The following is a 16954-nucleotide window of genomic DNA, read 5'->3' on the forward strand; positions in this document are numbered from 1 at the left end:
ACGTAACCGGCCCCGTGGGAATGGGCTCCGGGCAGCGCCGCGAACAGGTCACCCGGGCGGATCTCCTGGGCGCGCAGGTCGATGCCGGTGACGGCGGCGGAGGGTTCGGCGGACGCGCCGGGAGTGTCCGGACCCACGGTGCAGTAATCCGCGCCGAGGGCGGCGGCCAAGTCCCGGAGTTGCGTCACCGGTGGATGTTCGGGTCGGCGTCCCTCTTCAGGGGAGGCCGGATCCGGACTCGATGGCACAGGCACCAGGTTCCTCTCACGTCGCCGCAGCGTCCTTCGGCTGCTGATGTTCGAACGGTGGCGGGTCGCCCCGCCGTGTCACGTTACCGGCGTGCCAGGTTACCGACGGCCGGCGGTGGCACCGACAGTGCACACACCATTGGTGGTGGCACCGGCGGCGCGGGGTCAGTCGACCTGCAGGATCAGTTTGCTCCCCGGCACCGGCGACAGGGGCACCGCTGCGCGCTGAAGCAACCACGAGGCGACGTCGTGGAACAGCGGCGCCGCGGATTGGCCCCCGCTGCCGTCCGAGCTGCGGGAGGGGGCATCGAGCATGATCCCGATCACGTAGCGGGGTTCGTCCGACGGAGCGATACCCGCGAAGGTGATCCAGTAGTCGGAGTTCGAGTAGCACTTGCAGTTCGGGTCGATCTGCTGGGCGGTACCCGTCTTCCCGGAGATCTGGTAGCCCTCGATGGCAGCGCCGGTACCGGTGCCGCGCTGGTTGCCGGTGTCGTCCTGGACCACCGACCGGAACATGTCTCGCACGGTCGCCGCGGTCTGCGGGCTGACAACCCGGATCGGTTCCGGAGGCGTCGTCGCGGTTCGGGTGCCGTCGGGACCGATCGTGGCGCTGACCACCCGCGGGGGGATCCGCTCACCGTCGTTGGCGATCGCCTGGTAGATGGCGGTCATCTGCAACAGCGTCATCGACAGGCCCTGACCGATGGGCAGGTTCGCGAACGTACCCCCCGACCACTGTTCTCGGCTGGGTAGCAGACCGGCCGATTCGCCGGGCAACCCGACCTCGGTCCGTTGTCCCAGACCGAACAGGCGCAGCATCTCGGCGAAGCGGTCTTCTCCCACCCGCTCTGCGAGCATCAGGGTTCCGACGTTGGAGGACTTCCCGAAGATTCCGGTCGTGGTGTAGGGCACCACTCCGTGGTCCCAGGCGTCCTTGACGGTGGCACCGGCCATGGTGATCGAGCCGGGTACCTGGAGCACTTCGTCGGGTGTCGTGAGCCCGTCCTCGATCGCCGCGGCCGCAGTGATGATCTTGTTCACCGAACCGGGCTCGAACGGCGAGCTGACCGCAAGATTGCCCTGCTCCACGTCGCGCGGGTTGTTCGCGACCCCGATCGACGGGTCGAAAGTGCTGTCGTTGGACATGGCGAGCACCTCGCCGGTCTTCGAATCGAGTACCACGGCCGACGCATTGCGGGCGCCGGAGAGATCTTTCGCCCGCTGCACCTGTTGCTGAACGTAGTACTGGAGATCGTTGTCGATCGTCAGCTCGACCGAGGAGCCGTCGACTGCCGGATGGCGGTCGCGCCAGCTCCCGGGGATCACGGCGCCATCCGACCCGCGATCGTAGGTCGACGAACCGTCCGTACCCGCGAGAGTCGCATCCATCGACGCCTCGAGCCCGATCAGTCCGTGACCGTCCCACCCGGTCGCACCCACCAGATTGGCCGCGAGAGACCCGCCCGGGTAGAGCCGGATGTCCTGGCGTTCGAGACCGATTTTGTCATATTCCTCGACCAGGTCCGAGGCGACCGAGGGGTCGACGCCGCGGGCGAGATACACGAAAGTCTCGTCGCTTTCGAGTTTCTCGAGCAGCTCCTTCCGGGGGGCCGCCGCGCCCAGCGCATCGTTGACGGCCTCCGCGACGCCGGCGAGATACTCGGAAGCTTCCGGCGCCGAAGGGTTCTTCGCGTGCGCCTCGTCGAGTTCCTTGCGCACCCGCACGGGCTGGAAGGTCAACGCCTTCGCTTCCATCGTGTAGGCGAGCGGGTTTCCATGCCGGTCGGCGATGGTCCCGCGGGTGGCCGGTTCGACCAGCCGGGTTGTGCGCTGGTCGGCCGCTTCGGCGGACAGTGCCGGGGCCTGGACGAGTTGGATCGACAGCAACTGCGCGGCGACGAGCGCGAGAGCGAGGAACATCACGGCACGGCCGATCTTGTTCCGGAATCCGAACCCGCTGGTGTCGGCGCCCCCGCGGTTCGGACGCCAACCCGCCCCACCTCTGCGGGGCGCCGGGCGGCGTCCCCTGTCGGGGCGGCGAGATGAGGAGCCTCGGCTCACCGGCGCCCGTCCTCGGGCTCCGCCGGCACCTCGAGAGGCGATTCGTTCTGCGACACGGGATTCTCGGACGCGCCGGCCGTCGTCCCGGTGTCCTGCGGCAACTCCGTCACGGGCACCAATTGTTCCGCCTCCGGGCGGGGATCGGCGGCATTGCCCGGTACCGGCGTGGCGGTCGGCGCGGCGGCTGCGGTCCGGCGGTCCGGCACCGGAGCCTCCTGCGGGGTGGGTTCCTCCCCGACCGACGACAGCGGTCGGGGGTTCTCACTCCCGGCGCTGCCCGCGAGCGGTGTCTGCACGGGTGCGTCGGCACGCGGCCCCGTCGGGTTGAGCGGCGCCGGCGGAGCGCCCTGGGCGGGCACCGGATCGCCGACGACCTGCACGCTGCCGTCCTCTGCGACGACCAGCCTGGCCACTTCGTCGGTGGGGATCATGCCGAGCTCGGCAGCCTGCATCGCCAGTACGGGCGCCGAGTTGCCCGCTTCCACGTCGCGCTGGAGCACCGCACGCTCTTGGACGAGACTCTCGTTGTACGCCCGGGCGGTGCTGAGTTCGTAGGAGTCCTCGGCGGCGCGTGTGGTCAGGAGCAACGTCAGCGCCATACCCACGCCGAGCAGCGCGATGATGGTCGCCACGAAGGGAATTCGTGTCGCCACACGCCCGGTACCGGTCGTTCTACTGCGAAGACCCGGCGCGGCGTCGCGGTGGGCCGCGCGCTGGCTCCTGCGCTCGTATGCGCGCTGCGCCGCCGTGGATCGAGCCGGCCGGCGGCGGGGCGGTGATGCCACCTGTGCGGTCATCGGTTACCTCCTGGCGATTCGTTCTGCAGCACGCAGGCGAACGGGCGCCGAACGTGGGTTGACCTCGATTTCCTGCTCGGACGCTCGTTCGGCCCCGCGGGTGAGGATCCGCAGTTCCGGGCCGGTTCCCGGCAGTTCCACCGGAAGTCCTTCCGGGCTGCGAGATTTCGATCGGGGCGTCAGTTCCTGTTTGACCACACGGTCTTCGAGGGACTGATAGGACATGAACACGATCCGGCCACCGACCGCGAGAGCGTCGAGGGCGTCGGGCACGGCTGCCCGCAACGAGTCGAGTTCGGCGTTGACCTCCACCCGCAGCGCTTGGAATGTGCGCTTGGCGGGGTGGCCTCCCGTGCGCCGCGCGGCCGCCGGGATCGCGCGATAGAGGAGTTCGACGAGTTCCCCACTCGTGCGGAACGGCTGCTTCTCCCGGACACGAACGATTTCCGACGCGATCTTGCCGGCGAAACGTTCTTCCCCGTAGGTATTCAAGATCCGGGCCAGGTCGCCGTGCCCGTAGGTGTTGAGGACGTCGGCGGCCGTGATGCCGGTGGTGGGATCCATGCGCATGTCGAGCGGCGCGTCCCTGGAATACGCGAAACCGCGTTCGGCTTCGTCGAGTTGCATCGAGGACACACCGAGATCGAAGAGGATCGCGTGGACGGAACCGATCCGGTTCAAGCCGCAAGATTCGAGCGCGTCGGCGATCCCGTCGTAGCGGGTGTGGACGAAGTCCGCACGGTCGGAAAACGGCGCGAGCCGCCGCTGCGCGATGGCGAGTGCGTCGGGATCCCGGTCGAGTCCGATGAGCCGGAGCCCGGGGAACGTGGTGAGGAAGTGCTCGGCATGACCTCCGAGACCGAGGGTGGCGTCGACGTAGACCGCTCCGGCACCGTCGGCACCGGCTGCCTCGATCGCGGGGCGAAGGATCTCCACGGCACGATCGAGCAGGACGGGAACGTGCGCAAAATCGTCGCCCCGGTCCCGTGCCGAAGCTTCGTCCGCGTCCTCGCCGTCCACCATGTCTCCTTCGGAATCCTGCTCGGTTCGATGCGTATCTCGGGTACTCGGCCAGGGACGGCGGTCGGTCGGGTCTGTTCACTCGGATACGGCGGCGGCGAATGTCCGGAGGTCTCTGTCCGACCTCGGGGACCTGACGCCGGGGAAGTGCGTCAGGGCTCCTGATCCGTACCTGGCGCTGGGGAAGTGCGTCAGGGTCGGGCGTCGGGCAGAGGCCTCGCGGACACTCGCCGCGATGCCGAAGCTTCGTCACAGAATGTCGTGCAATGCCTCATCTCTTGCTTCGGAGAAGTCCTCTTCGTGTTCGGCCAGGTAGGCCTCCCACGCCTCGGCGTTCCAGATTTCGAGGTACTTGACGGAACCGATCACGACGCAGTCCTTCGTGAGCCCGGCATACTTCCGGTGCGCAGCGGACAACGTGATACGGCCCTGCCCGTCGGGACGTTGCTCGTCGGTGCCCGACGCGAGACTCCGCAGAAACGCCCGCGCTTGCGGATTGCTCCGCGAAGCAGCCGCCGCGCGCTCGGCGAGCGCCGCGAACTCGTCACGAGGGAACACGGTCAGGCTGTGATCTTGCCCTTTGGTGATCATCAGCCCTCCCGCCAAGTCGTCTCGGTATTTCGCCGGCAACGTGAGCCGACCCTTGTCGTCCAGTTTCGGCGTGAAGGTACCGAGAAACACTCGGCACCTCCCGTCTTCCCCGGACGGACCATTCGTTTTCGGCTGAGCCTCCCTGCTGCTCCGCCGCGACCCACAGTACCCCACCTTCCCCCACCAGTAACCGATTACGCCGCTACATACACGCGTGTTGCGCAGGAACGCAGAGGTCGCCGCGAGTGGAAGGCAGTGGGGAAACGTCGGCTCGTGATCAGCCCACCGCGGGGCACGCCGTGTGGCGCCTGCCACACGGCAGACACGAGGTGAGCCCGGAGAACCCTCGAAGCACGCGACCCCTACCGCGCGAGGCAACGCGGAGGAAAGTGTGGGCGCAGTGGGGAGACCGCGCCGCGGCCCCAACGACGGAACGACGCGACCCGAAAGGGTCGCGTCGTTCCATTCGATTGCGCGGTGGGTGCGTCTAGTCCTGCTCGAAGCGCCTCCGGAAACGCTCCTCCATCCGATTCGTGAATCCGCCGGTGGATTTCTTGGCGTTCCGGGAGCCGCTACCGCTGCCACCCTTCCCCGAACCCGATCCGCTCGGAGCTGCACCCGGAGTGCTGCGCCGACGACCGTCGACGAGAACCAGGACTCCGGCCCCGAACATCACGAGAAACCCGAGCAGGCTGATAACGGGAAAACCGCCCGGCTTCACCGGCAGGGCGACGCCCGCAATCAACAATGTCAAACCGAGTACGAACAGAGCGCCGGCTTGTAGCCGGCGTCGGTTCGACGCCGACCCCAACCGACTTCCGCGGACGGTCGAGGCGAACTTAGGGTCCTCAGCATAGAGCGCGCTCTCGATCTGATCGAGCATGCGCTGCTCGTGCTCGGAGAGTGGCACGGTACCTCCCCCGGCACTAAACGGTGGCCACCTATCCGTGGGTGGATTCGGTGGGGGGCCGACTTTGACGGCCGCCTGAGTTAATAATACGAGTACATGATGCCCGGGACCACCAACTCCCCGGGTCAGTTCCGGGACCGGACCGAAAATGCTGCTCGATCAGGGTCCGAAGTCCCCTTTCAGGCACCGATTTGGTCCTCCCGGTCGTCTTCACCGGACAGATACGCCTCCACTTCGTGAAGGAACCGGCCGACTTCGTCGTAGAACGAGCCCGCATCGTCGTCGCCGACTCCGCGCACGACACCGGCCTCGATGGACGCGCGTGTCGCGGAACGATCCGCGAAGAAGTCTGCCCATCCGGCGAAGGTGTCGTCGGCCCGGACCATGAGCACCCACGCATTGCGGGTGACGGGCCGTCGCGCGGTCCGCTGCGGCGCGCGCAGTTCGGCGGCTGCCACCATGGCCCCCGCACCTCGCAGCGCGGCAAGATAGGCCAGACGGAACCGCTCGGCGGCATTCTCGGCACCGGCAGCAGCGGACAGCAAGCCGTCCGCCTTCCTCAGGAGGGTGTGCGCCCGACTCGACACGAGCCGGCCGACACACGGGCCGGATCCCACTGGGCGCTCCGCCTGCGTCCGGGAACCCCGCCCGGAGCCCGTTGTCGCGGCGTCCGCTGTTCTGACGGTGTCCGCTGTTCTGATGGTGTTCACAGTGGCCATCGCCCGTGCACCTCCTTGCGCCTGGCCGACGATTCGGCCGCGGTCCCGGATGATCCGGGGATGTTCGCTTCCCTCGAACATCACCGGATCACCGGTGTCGAACACGCGTTCGACGTATTCAATATAGCTGCACCCACCGACACCTCGTCAAGGGAAGGCGGTACCCGTCCCCATATGAGCACCGACGCCCTGTGAACCCCACGAATGAGCCGCGGATGAGTACGGACCCCAACCGCGAACCCGAGACACCGATCCTCGTCGACCTCACGCCGGCGGAGTTCCGTGCTCGGCTACCCGAGCTCCTGCCCATCTACGTAGCCGCGATGAGATACCCCCGGGGCACCGAACACCACCGTGCCCCGATGTGGTCGGAGCACGCGACCCGCCCCGGATGGCGCGCCCTCGGTGCTGCGCTGCCCTCGGACCCCGACACTCTCGTCGGAGTCACGTACGGCTACCGCGGAAACCCGCATCAATGGTGGAACCAGCAGGTCCGAGCCGGGATGCGACACGCCGGCCATTCCACGGCGGCGATCGAGGCCCTGCTCGACGACTACTTCGAACTCACCGAGCTCCACGTTCGACCCGATGCGCAGGGGCATCGCATCGGCGAGTCGCTGCTCCGTGAACTGCTCACCGGCCGTCCCGAGCAGGCCGTACTGCTGTCCACCCCGGAAGTGCCCGGCGAGGACAACCGCGCATGGCGTCTGTACCGGCGTTTCGCATTCCGCGACGTCGTGCGCCGCTTCGTCTTCACCGGAGACGCACGCGCCTTCGCGGTGCTCGGCCGCGAACTCCCCCTCGACCCCCCGCCCGGCACGAATCAGGAGATACCGTGACACCCGTGCTCGATGCTGTCGTGATCGGCTCCGGGCACAATGCCCTCGTCTCGGCGTGCTATCTGGCCCGCGACGGATGGTCGGTGGAGGTTCTCGAACGCGACACCGTGCCCGGCGGAGGGGTGTCCACGGTGGAGCGGTTCCCCGGATACGCCGTCGATCGGGGGTCCTCGGCCCACATCATGGTCCGCCACTCCGGCATCATCGAAGAGCTCGATCTCGCCGCATACGGGCTTCGCTACCTGGACTGCGATCCGTGGGCGTTCGCGCCGCCACCGTCCGGCACCGACCGGCCTGGGATCGTCTTCCATCGCGATCTCGAACGCACATGCCGGTCCGTGGAAGCGGCCTGTGGCCCGCGCGATGCCGACGCCTACCGTCGTTTCGTCCAGGATTGGGGTCCTCGCAGCGCGGCGGTGATGAAATCCTTCGCCGCGCCGCCCACGGGCCGGCACCTGCTCTCCTCGTTCTGGGGACTCGACGCGCAGGGCGGTGGCAGCGCCCTGTCGCGGCGGTTCCTCACGACCGGCGATTCCCTGCTCGACGAGTACTTCGACGACGAGCCGCTCAAGGCGGCTCTCGCCTGGTTCGGGGCCCAGTCCGGCCCGCCGATGTCCGAACCCGGGACAGCACCGATGGTCGGGTTCGCGGCTTTGATGCACACCCTCCCCCCGGGCCGCGCCGTCGGCGGCAGCGGCGCCCTCACCCAGGCCCTGGCCCGTCGTTTCGCCGCGGACGGCGGCACGCTCACGTGCGGCGACGCGGTCACCGAGATTCGCCGCACCACCGATCACTGGTCGGTGCGCACCGGGTCGGGGCGCACCCTCGAGGCGCGCACGGTGATTGCGGGGTGCCACATCCTGACCACGTTCGATCTGCTCGACGAGGGCGGTTTCGACCGCACAGTGCTCGACGACTGGCGACGGCGGATCCGAGTCGGTCCGGGTATCGGGATGGTGCTCCGGCTCGGCACCGATTCTCTTCCCCGGTATGCGGGTACCTCCGGCGACAACGGCGAGACGACGGGGTTGCAGCTGCTGGTCGACAACCGTGCACAGTTGCGGCTCGCCCACGGTGCCGCGCTGGCGGGGGAACTTCCGCCACGGCCCGCGGTGCTCGCGATGAGTTTCTCCGCGCTGGACCCGTCGATCGCCCCACCCGGGGAACATCAGGTGACGTTGTGGTCCCAGTGGCATCCGTACCGGCTCAGCGGAGGCCGCGCATGGGAGTCCGTGGCCGAGCGCGAGGCCGGGAGGATCATCGCCGAGATGGAACAGCGCGCCCCCGGCTTCGAGACGAGCATTCGTCACACCCACATCCAGACCCCGGCCGACATCGAGCAGGAACTCGGCATGCTCGGAGGCAACGTGATGCACGTCGAGATGAGTCTCGATCAGATGTTCCTGTGGCGACCGTTGCCGGAACTGTCCGGGTATCGGGTGCCCGGAGCCGACGGCCTGTATCTCACCGGGGCCTCCACTCATCCCGGCGGAGGCGTTTCCGGTGCGAGCGGCCGCACCGCCGCGAGGATCGCGCTCGCCGACTCCCGGGGCAGTCTGCTCCGCCGCACGCTCGGCCGATTTTCCCGATGACCACCCGAGGGTCGGCCGCGCTCCCCTGGATTCTCCTGGCAGGTGCGATCGCGGCCCAGATCGCGTACCCGCTCACCGACGGCGCCGCCCGCGACCGGGTCACGGTCGCCGTGGTCGTATTGCTGGCCGCGACGTGTCTCGTGCATGCGACGCTGCACCGCGGCGCGCGGTGGGCAGCCGCGCTGTTCGGGATCACCGCCGGTGTCGGTTACGCCTCGGAGGTGCTCGGCACCTCCACCGGATACCCGTACGGGTGCTATGCGTACGCCGTCGACCGGCTCGGCCCGTCCGTGTTCGACGTGCCGCTCGTGGTCCCGCTCGCGTGGACCGCCGGCATGTATCCCATCTGGTGTGTCGCGTCACGGATCTTCCCGCGGCCCGCCGCGCGCCTGGCCGCCGTGACCGTCGCGATGGTGGGATGGGATCTGTACCTGGACCCGCAGATGGTGGCGGACGGCCAATGGACGTGGTGTCACGGCGGTGGCCTGCCGGGAATCGAACACATTCCGCTCACCAACTACGCGGGCTGGACAGTGGTCGCGGCGATGATGGCGCTGGCCCTGTACGCCGTCGATCGGCGGGCCGGCGCACTGTCGCCCCGCGGCGACGCGGTACCCACCGTGCTGTTCCTGTGGACGTGGCTCGGTTCGGCGCTTGCGCACAGCGTGTTCCTCGACGCCCCCGAACTGCGCTGGTCGGCGCTCTACGGTGCCGTCGTGATGGGGACGCTCGGTGTTCCGCTGCTGGGGAAATGGGCTGTGCGGCGACAGCGGGAGGCACGACGGCGACGCGCCGCGTCGGGCCGCGTGGTCTGACGAGGACGCCCGAGCCTGGCACGATTGACACCGTGCAGCCGTCCTCCCCTTCCCTTCGCCGCCGAGTCGTCATCGCAGCAGGGCTACTGCTTTTCGTGGTTCCGTTCCTCACGGGGTGCCTGCGGGTGCAGGCATCGATGGGTATCTCGTCCGACGATCGGGTGTCCGGCCAGATCGTCGCGGCCACGATCCCCGCCGACGAGAACGACGCCGGTCCGCAGCTCACCGTGCCGTCGTCGCTGGCCGGCAAGGTCCGGGTGCAGGAGTACACGCAGGACGGGTATGTCGGCAGCCAGGTGTTCTTCAGCGACCTCACGTTCGGGGATGTTCAGCAACTGTCGACGCTGTCCGACCAGAGCGCCGGCATGTTCCAGTTGAACCTGCAGCGCGCGGGTGACCTGGTGGGCCTCACGGGCCGGGTCGATCTCGAGTCGGCACCCGAGCAGGGCACCGACGTCCAGTTCACCATCGCGTTCCCCGCCCGCGTCGCCACCACCAACGGCACCCGCGAATCCGATTCGATCGTGACGTGGAAGCTGCCCGCCGGTGAGGTGAGCACCCTGCGCGCGGAGGTGCGCTATTCCGATCCCAACACCCGCGGCTTTGCCGGGTGGGCAGGAATCGTCGCCGGCGTCACCCTGGCGGTCGCCCTCCTGATCGCCGCGCTGGCCTGGCTGAACCGCAATCCGGCCCCGCCGCGTCGGTCCGCGCAGGCCGGAGACAACCCCTGAACCGCATGTCCGGACCGATCCGGACGGCGGTCGCCGGCGGTGCGATGTTTGCGACCGCAGGGGCCGGCACCGCGCTGGTCAACACGCTCACCCTGCCCCGGTTGGCGCCGGGCCCGACGGTCCTCGAACCGGTCGTCGTGGTCGTGCCCGCCCGCGACGAAGCCACCCGGATCGGCGATATCGTCACCGATCTGCGGCGACAACGCGGCGTGCCGCGGCTCCAGGTGATGATCGTCGACGACGCCTCGTCCGACGGCACCGCCACGGTGGCCCGGCGCGCGGCGGACGACGATCCACGCATCACCGTGATGCGCACGACCGAGCCCCCGCTGCCCGGCTGGACCGGCAAGGCGGCCGCGTGTGCCCGGGGTTTCGACAGCGCGACCCGCGACGGGCGGGGGCATCCGGTTCCGCCGGACGGCATCGTGGTGTTCGTGGACGCCGACGTTCGCCTCGAACCCGACGCGATCGCCGCTGCGGTCGCCCTGCTCCGCGACAGCGACGCCGCGCTGGTGTCGCCGTGGCCGTATCAGGTGGCCGGATCCCTCGCCGAGCACCTGATCCAGCCGCTGCTGTTCTGGTCCTGGTTCACCGTGCTTCCGGTCGCCGTCGCACATCGCACCCTGCATCCGTCGACAGCAGTGGCGTGCGGCCAGTTCCTCGTGCTCGATGCGCGCGCATACACGGAGATCGGCGGACACGCCTCGGTCGCGTCCAGTCCCACCGAGGATCTCGAGCTGGCGCGGACGCTGCGGCGGGCCGGGCATCGCACGGTCGTCGGCGCGGCCGGCCCGTACGCGTCGTGCCGCATGTATATCGGGGCGCATCGGCTCACCGGCGGCTACACGCGCTGGTTGTGGTCGGCATTCGGTTCGGCCGGCGGGGCCGCCGCTGTGGCCTCGGTATACACGGCCGGGTATCTGTTGCCTGCTGTCGCGGTGCTCGCCGGACGCGGCCGGACCCGCCGGTGGGGGCTGCTCGGCGTCGGCGCCGCGTTCACGTCGCGGATCCTCGCACGCTCGGCCGAGCGCGGTGGCCGGCCTCGGCCCGGCGATGTCGCCGCGGCGCTCACTCAACCGGCTGCGATCACGGGGTTCGTGGGCCTGACGCTGCGGTCGCTGTGGTTGCGCCGGGCCGGTCGCGCGGAGTGGAAGGACAGGATTCTGCCCTGACAGCGCCGACCGTCCCGATGCCGTCTCAGGCCGGCTGCGCCGCCGGCAACTGCATCTCGATCCCCAGTCGGGAAAGGACCTCGCTGGTGGCCCGCGCGAAGTTCAGAGTGATGAAGTGGAGGCACGGCGCGCCCTCGGCGATGAGCCGCTCGCACATCTCGGTGGCAACCTCGATGCCGACCTCCCGGACAGCGGCCCGGTTCTCCTCGGGGCCGTCCCCGGCGGCGCGCACCAACCGCTGCTCGAGCGCGGGAGGCAATTTCGACCCGGACAGTTCGAGGCTGCGCCGCGCCGACCGCAGCGAGGTGATCGGCATGATCTCGGGGATGATCGGCTTCGCGCCCTGCTCGGCGTCGAACGCCACCACCCGGTCGCGTAGACGCAGGTAGTGCTCGACGTCGAAGAACATCTGGGTGATCGAGTACTCGGCGCCGGCACTCAGTTTCCGGACCAGGAACCGAGTGTCGTGCTCGAGATCCGGCGACCGGTAGTGCCCCTCGGGGAACGACGCCACCCCGACATGGAAGTCACCGAGATCCCGCACCAGACGGACGAGTTCTTCGGCGTATCCGAGGCCTTCGGGATGCCGCTCCCACTCCCCGAGGGGATTTCCGGGCGGATCCCCGCGCAGCGCCAGGATGTTGGTGATGCCGCGATCGGCGTAGGCCCCCACCATTGCGCGCAGCTCGTCGACGCTGTGCCCGACCGCGGTGAGATGCGCCACCGGCAGCAACGTGGTCTCTTCGGCGAGCTGACCGGTCACCCGCACCGTCCGGTCACGAGTCGATCCCCCGGCACCGTAGGTCATCGACACGAACGCCGGTCCGAGCCGTTCGAACGCCCGAACGGCACGCCAGAGTCGCGCCTCGGCCTCGGCATCGCGAGGCGGAGAGAACTCGACCGAGAACGGAATTCGGGAAGAACGCGCACTCGAGAGTCGATCGACGATCGAGGGAGTGCGCGACCCCGAGCCGTCTTCGGTTCCCCGGGCGAAATCGCTTGTCACCCGTACAGCATAGGGTGCCGCCGGATGCGGCCGGTGACCGGCGACCTCGAAGACAGCCGGTTAGGGTATCTCTCAGATGCCGTAGCGGCCCGTCGTGCGGCCTCCGCACCCGACCAGGAGGATTTCCCTGTCCACCGGATCCGACCCCATTTCTGCTCCCCTCCTGCCCGAACTCGTCGAGGGTGCCCTGCGGCAGTTCTTCGTGTCCCGCGCACCCGTCGTCGATTCGGTCGGCGGCGGCTACCGGGATGCGGTGACCGCTCTGGAGTCCTTCGTGCTGCGCGGCGGTAAACGCGTGCGGCCGTCGTTCGCGTGGACCGGATGGGTCGGTGCGGGCGGCGACCCCAAGGGCACCGATGCCGGCGCCGTTCTACGCGCCTGTTCGGCGCTCGAACTCGTGCAGGCCGGAGCCCTGATCCACGACGACATCATCGACGCCTCCACCACACGTCGCGGCTTCGAAACCGTGCACATCGACTTCGCGCGGCGCCACCGCGGTGCGGGATGGCACGGCCGGCCCGAACAGTTCGGGGAGGCCGTCGCGATTCTCCTCGGCGACCTCGCGCTGGTCTGGGCCGACGACATGCTCCGCGACTCGGGCCTCGACGCCGAATCCCTGGCCCGCGTCGGTCCCGTGTGGTCGGCCATGCGCACCGAGGTGCTCGGCGGGCAGTATCTCGACATCGCAGGTGAGGTCTCGGCCGACGAATCGGTGGAGGCCGCGACCCGGGTCAACCGGTACAAGACCGCCGCGTACACGATCGAACGGCCCCTGCATCTCGGCGCGGTCATCGCGGGAGCCGACGATGCACTCATCGACGCCTATCGCAGGTTCGGCACCGACATCGGTCTGGCGTTCCAGCTGCGCGACGACCTCCTCGGCGTGTTCGGAGACCCCCACGTGACCGGTAAGCCGTCCGGCGACGACCTGCGCTCGGGTAAGCGCACGGTGCTGTTCGCACTGGCGCTCGAAACCGCCGACGTCAACGACCCGGTCGCGGCAGAGGTGCTGCGTGAGGCGATCGGCACCGACCTGACGGACGAGCAGGTGGAGCGACTGCGCATGCTCCTGATCGAACTCGGCGCGGTCGAGCAGGTCGAGCAGCGCATCGCCACACTTACCGAGCGTGCCTTCGAGGCACTCGACGGATCGACGGCCACCGAGGTCGGGAAGGCGCACCTTCGCGCATCGGCGCTGGCCGCGACGCTTCGCACGGCGTGATGCGCAAACTGCGCAGTGTTCCGGGTGCGCAGCGGGTCGTCGTGGTGGGCGCCGGTCTCGCGGGGCTGTCGACCGCGCTCCACCTGCTCGGCGCGGGACGGGACGTCACGATCCTCGAACGCCACAGTTCCGTCGGCGGCCGCGTCGGCACCTACACCGGGCCCGGCTACGAGATCGACAACGGCGCGACCGTGCTGACCATGCCCGAACTGATCGCCGACGCTCTCGCGGCAGTGGGGGCCGACGCCGAGTCGGTGGACCCGCCGCTGCGGACGACGCGGCTCACGCCGGCCTACCGGGCGCGGTTCTCCGACGGCAGCACCCTCGATGTGCACCCGGATCCGGACGCCATGGTCGCGGAGATCACGCGGGTGTGCGGACCGGACGAGGCCCGACGGTACCTGCGGCTGCGCAGGTGGCTCGCAGCCGTCTTCGACACCGAGTTCGACCGCTTCATGGATTCCAACTTCGATTCCCCGCTGGACCTGGTCTCCGGTCCCACCGCCGTGCGCGACCTGTTGCGCCTGGTGCGCCTCGGCGGATTCGGCAGGCTCGGATCGCAGGTGGGCCGCCGGATCTCCGATCCGCGGCTTCAGCGCATCTTCACGTTTCAGGCCCTGTATGCCGGTGTCGCGCCGTCCCGGGCGCTGGCCGTCTACGGCGCGATCGCCCACATGGATACGTCCCTCGGGGTGTATGCCGTCGCAGGTGGCCTGCGAACCGTGGCACGGTCGATGGCCGACGCGTTCCGGCAGGCCGGCGGTGACCTGCGCCTCGACGCCGAGGTCACCGGTCTCGACTTCGACGGGCCCCGAGTCACGGCCGCCTGCACCGCCGACGGCACCCGCTATCCGTGCGACGCCATCGTTCTCACCCCCGACTCCCCCGTCGTCGATGCCTTGTTGCCGACCCGTCGGCACCGGCGCACGATCGCGGCGCCGTCGGCCGTCGTCCTGCACGGCACCGTGCCCACCGCGGTCAGCGACGGCTGGGGAGCCGGGCACCACCACCAAATCGACTTCGGCACGGCGTGGTCGCGCACCTTCACCGAGATCTCCGCCCGGCGGGGCCGGGGGCGGTTGATGAGCGACCCGTCGCTCCTGATCACGCGGCCCGCCCTGTCCGATCCCGGACAACTCGTCGAACGTGAGGGCACCCGGCACGAACCGTTGTCGGTGCTCGCCCCGTGTCCCAACCTCGAGAGCGCGCCCTTCGACTGGGCTTCGCTCACCCGCCCGTACACGGCGGAGCTTCTCGCCGTCCTCGAGGACCGCGGCTACCGCGATATCGCCGCCGAATTCCGTATCGATCACATCGACACCCCCGCGACGTGGCATGCGCAGGGCATGGTCGCGGGCAGCCCGTTCTCGGGGGCACACGTGTTCCGGCAGACCGGCCCGTTCCGGCGCCGCAACCTCGACCCGCGCTATCCGAACGTCGTACTCGCCGGATCGGGCACTGTCCCCGGGGTGGGTGTGCCGACCGTCCTGCTGTCCGGACGCCTCGCGGCCGAACGACTGGGCGTTTCACGGAGGCCGGTGAGCCGACGGCAACAGAATTCGCGTCTCGACTAAACTGGGTCATCGTTCGTCGTCACTGCGCATCGCGCCGTCAGGATTTCCGGGGGAGGAACCCACACCCATGTCGTCCTCGGCCGCTCCTGACGCCGAGCCGCACCATCGTGCGGCGGCCGACCGGGCAGCAGGCCCGGGAGCATCCCATCGGTTCAGCGGTTTTCTGCGTAGCCAGGCGGGCAATGCGGCCCTGCTGGGTATGTGCGGTGCGGCGCTGCTGACCTTCGGCAGTTTCGGGGCCGGCAGTGTGCGTCGCGAGGACCCCCTGCTCGAAGACATGTATCTGTCGTGGCTGCGGTTCGGACACGGCCTGCTGCTGTCGACGATTCTCATCTGGGTGGGTGTCCTGCTGATGATCGGGGCGTGGGTTCGAGTCGGCCGTGCCACGCTGAACGGCGCCGTCACCTTGCGCGATCTGTGGACGATTCTGCCCGCGTGGGTGACCCCCCTGCTCGTCGCGACCCCGATGTTCAGCCGCGACGCCTACTCGTACCTCGCTCAGGGTGCGCTGCTGCGCGACGGCTTCGATCCGTATTCCGACGGTCCCGTCGTCAACCCCGGGGTGCTGCTCGACAACGTCAGCAACGTCTGGACCACGACCACCACCCCGTATGGTCCCGTTCACCTGCTGCTCGGCGCAGGCATCACGTCTGTCACCGGCGACAACGTCGTCTCGGGCACCTGGCTGTGGCGCCTGACCATGCTGCCCGGTCTCGTCCTGATGGCATGGGCGGTTCCCAAGCTCGCCCGGCGCTTCGGCGGCAACCCCGCGATCGCCCTGTGGCTGGCGGTGCTCAATCCTCTCGTGCTGATCCACCTCGTCGGGGGCGTGCACAACGAACTGCTCATGGTCGGGCTGATGGCGGCCGGAATCGTGCTCGTCGTCGAGGGCCGTCATGTCGGCGGGATCGCGCTGGTGTCGTTCGGTGCGGCCATCAAGGCGACGGCGGGCATCGCCCTTCCGTTCCTGGTGTGGGTGTGGATGGTGCACGAACGCGACCGGGCTCGTGCCGAGGGTCGCCCACCGGTGGCCCCGGTGCGGTTGTTCTTCAAAGCGGCCGGTACGGGCTTTGTGGTGTTCGTCGCGGTGTTCGGCGGTACTTCGCTGCTCGCCGGGGTCGGCATCGGCTGGATGACCGCGTTGTCCGGGTCGTCGAAGATCATCAATTGGCTGTCGCTGCCCACCATGATGGCGCACGTCGTGACCTGGTTCACGCCGTGGCGCCTCGGTTCGGCTCTCGATGTGACCCGCATGCTCTGCGCGGTTGCGCTCGTGGTGATTCTTGTCGCGGCGTGGTGGCGGTTCCGCCGCACCGAGCGCGATGCCGTGCTCGGCATCGTTGTCACCCTCACCGCCGTCACACTGCTCTCTCCCGCTGCGCTGCCCTGGTACTACTCATGGCCGCTGGCGGTTGCGGCCGCGTTCGCGATGTCGCCGCGCACCCTGATGATCCTGGTCGGCCTGTCGACCTGGCTGATGCTGATCTTCAACCCCGACGGCTCCATCGGCATGTACAACCTGGCGCATGTCGCCCTCGCCGTCGTTGCGTCGGTGATCGCCGCATTGTCGCTGTGCACCGAAGACCCCTTGCGTCTACGGGCCCGGCCACGGGAGAAATCCGCCTCCACCGCCGACCCCGCGCGGCAGTGACCG

16 protein-coding genes and 1 pseudogene are annotated in these 16954 nt (G+C 69.0%); 9 read left to right on the top strand and 8 right to left on the bottom strand.

The window, feature by feature from the left end; all coding sequences use genetic code 11:
- From Q8814_RS05200 to Q8814_RS05230, 7 genes and pseudogenes are all read right to left on the bottom strand, one after another.
- Window positions 1–188, bottom strand: a pseudogene (locus tag Q8814_RS05200) (UDP-N-acetylmuramoyl-L-alanyl-D-glutamate--2,6-diaminopimelate ligase); the annotation flags it as partial.
- Between the two features lie 225 nt (window positions 189–413).
- Window positions 414–2312, bottom strand: a complete 1899-nt coding sequence (locus Q8814_RS05205; protein ID WP_408015838.1) for a peptidoglycan D,D-transpeptidase FtsI family protein — start codon at window positions 2310–2312, stop codon at window positions 414–416.
- Window positions 2309–3109 (bottom strand): hypothetical protein, encoded by an 801-nt coding sequence (locus Q8814_RS05210; RefSeq protein WP_330150956.1) that lies wholly within the window; start codon window positions 3107–3109, stop codon window positions 2309–2311. Before Q8814_RS05210 ends, Q8814_RS05205 begins: the two co-directional genes overlap by 4 nt.
- Window positions 3110–3112: 3 nt before the next feature.
- Window positions 3113–4132 (bottom strand): 16S rRNA (cytosine(1402)-N(4))-methyltransferase RsmH, encoded by a 1020-nt coding sequence (gene rsmH, locus Q8814_RS05215; protein WP_330150957.1) that lies wholly within the window; start codon window positions 4130–4132, stop codon window positions 3113–3115.
- A gap of 246 nt (window positions 4133–4378) precedes the next feature.
- Window positions 4379–4810 carry a division/cell wall cluster transcriptional repressor MraZ gene (gene mraZ / locus Q8814_RS05220; protein WP_330150958.1) on the bottom strand — a complete coding sequence of 144 codons (432 nt, stop codon included), beginning with the start codon at window positions 4808–4810 and terminating at the stop codon, window positions 4379–4381.
- Window positions 4811–5207: 397 nt separating this feature from the next.
- Window positions 5208–5630 (bottom strand): DUF3040 domain-containing protein, encoded by a 423-nt coding sequence (locus Q8814_RS05225; protein WP_330150959.1) that lies wholly within the window; start codon window positions 5628–5630, stop codon window positions 5208–5210.
- A 179-nt stretch (window positions 5631–5809) separates the two neighbouring features.
- Window positions 5810–6175 (bottom strand): SAV_6107 family HEPN domain-containing protein, encoded by a 366-nt coding sequence (locus tag Q8814_RS05230; RefSeq protein ID WP_330150960.1) that lies wholly within the window; start codon window positions 6173–6175, stop codon window positions 5810–5812.
- 234 nt (window positions 6176–6409) lie between these two features.
- Here Q8814_RS05230 and Q8814_RS05235 point away from each other — a divergent pair, with 234 nt between their 5' ends.
- Genes Q8814_RS05235 through Q8814_RS05260 form a run of 6 tightly spaced genes read left to right on the top strand, consistent with a single transcriptional unit; the run spans window position 6410 to window position 11498 of the window.
- Window positions 6410–6544: a hypothetical protein gene (locus Q8814_RS05235; RefSeq protein ID WP_330150961.1), complete on the top strand. Its 135-nt coding sequence runs from the start codon at window positions 6410–6412 to the stop codon at window positions 6542–6544.
- 20 nt (window positions 6545–6564) lie between these two features.
- The gene (locus tag Q8814_RS05240) at window positions 6565–7188 is read left to right on the top strand and encodes a GNAT family N-acetyltransferase (protein ID WP_330150962.1); all 624 of its coding nucleotides are present in this window, start codon (window positions 6565–6567) and stop codon (window positions 7186–7188) included.
- Between the two features lie 5 nt (window positions 7189–7193).
- On the top strand, window positions 7194–8780 hold the full coding sequence (locus Q8814_RS05245; protein WP_330150963.1) for a phytoene desaturase family protein: 1587 nt from the start codon (window positions 7194–7196) through the stop codon (window positions 8778–8780).
- On the top strand, window positions 8777–9595 hold the full coding sequence (locus Q8814_RS05250; RefSeq protein WP_330150964.1) for a carotenoid biosynthesis protein: 819 nt from the start codon (window positions 8777–8779) through the stop codon (window positions 9593–9595). The genes Q8814_RS05245 and Q8814_RS05250 overlap by 4 nt, the downstream gene beginning before the upstream one ends.
- A gap of 32 nt (window positions 9596–9627) precedes the next feature.
- Window positions 9628–10326 (top strand): LppM family (lipo)protein, encoded by a 699-nt coding sequence (locus Q8814_RS05255; protein WP_330150965.1) that lies wholly within the window; start codon window positions 9628–9630, stop codon window positions 10324–10326.
- Window positions 10327–10331: 5 nt separating this feature from the next.
- A complete protein-coding gene (locus Q8814_RS05260) occupies window positions 10332–11498 on the top strand; it encodes a glycosyltransferase (RefSeq protein ID WP_330150966.1) in 1167 nt (388 codons plus the stop codon).
- 25 nt (window positions 11499–11523) lie between these two features.
- On the opposite strand, the gene metF is transcribed toward Q8814_RS05260, so the two are convergent.
- Window positions 11524–12504: a methylenetetrahydrofolate reductase [NAD(P)H] gene (gene metF, locus Q8814_RS05265; RefSeq protein ID WP_330150967.1), complete on the bottom strand. Its 981-nt coding sequence runs from the start codon at window positions 12502–12504 to the stop codon at window positions 11524–11526.
- A gap of 94 nt (window positions 12505–12598) precedes the next feature.
- On the opposite strand from metF, the gene Q8814_RS05270 reads away from it, so the two are divergent.
- The 3 genes from Q8814_RS05270 (at window position 12599) to Q8814_RS05280 (ending at window position 16951) form a co-directional block, all read left to right on the top strand.
- Entirely contained in the window at window positions 12599–13726 is a 1128-nt protein-coding gene (locus Q8814_RS05270) for a polyprenyl synthetase family protein (protein ID WP_330150968.1), read from the top strand.
- A complete protein-coding gene (gene crtI / locus Q8814_RS05275; protein ID WP_330150998.1) occupies window positions 13726–15300 on the top strand; it encodes a phytoene desaturase family protein in 1575 nt (524 codons plus the stop codon). Before Q8814_RS05270 ends, crtI begins: the two co-directional genes overlap by 1 nt.
- Before the next feature lie 67 nt (window positions 15301–15367).
- Window positions 15368–16951, top strand: a complete 1584-nt coding sequence (locus Q8814_RS05280; RefSeq protein WP_330150969.1) for an alpha-(1->6)-mannopyranosyltransferase A — start codon at window positions 15368–15370, stop codon at window positions 16949–16951.
- The last annotated feature ends 3 nt before the right edge of the window (window positions 16952–16954 follow it).

It is taken from the genome of Rhodococcus chondri (genome assembly GCF_036327435.1).
In the GTDB taxonomy this organism is placed as follows: Bacteria; Actinomycetota; Actinomycetes; order Mycobacteriales; family Mycobacteriaceae; genus Rhodococcus; species Rhodococcus chondri.

What these genes read in the sequence shown, in the direction of transcription:
- Q8814_RS05235 (WP_330150961.1), top strand. Translation starts at nt 6,410, where the DNA reads ATGTTCGCTTCCCTCGAACATCACCGGATCACCGGTGTCGAACACGCG.
- Q8814_RS05240 (WP_330150962.1), top strand. Translation starts at nt 6,565, where the DNA reads ATGAGTACGGACCCCAACCGCGAACCCGAGACACCGATCCTCGTCGAC.
- Q8814_RS05280 (WP_330150969.1), top strand. Translation starts at nt 15,368, where the DNA reads ATGTCGTCCTCGGCCGCTCCTGACGCCGAGCCGCACCATCGTGCGGCG.
- crtI (WP_330150998.1), top strand. Translation starts at nt 13,726, where the DNA reads ATGCGCAAACTGCGCAGTGTTCCGGGTGCGCAGCGGGTCGTCGTGGTG.
- rsmH (WP_330150957.1), bottom strand. Translation starts at nt 4,132, where the DNA reads ATGGTGGACGGCGAGGACGCGGACGAAGCTTCGGCACGGGACCGGGGC.
- Q8814_RS05250 (WP_330150964.1), top strand. Translation starts at nt 8,777, where the DNA reads ATGACCACCCGAGGGTCGGCCGCGCTCCCCTGGATTCTCCTGGCAGGT.
- Q8814_RS05210 (WP_330150956.1), bottom strand. Translation starts at nt 3,109, where the DNA reads ATGACCGCACAGGTGGCATCACCGCCCCGCCGCCGGCCGGCTCGATCC.
- Q8814_RS05260 (WP_330150966.1), top strand. Translation starts at nt 10,332, where the DNA reads ATGTCCGGACCGATCCGGACGGCGGTCGCCGGCGGTGCGATGTTTGCG.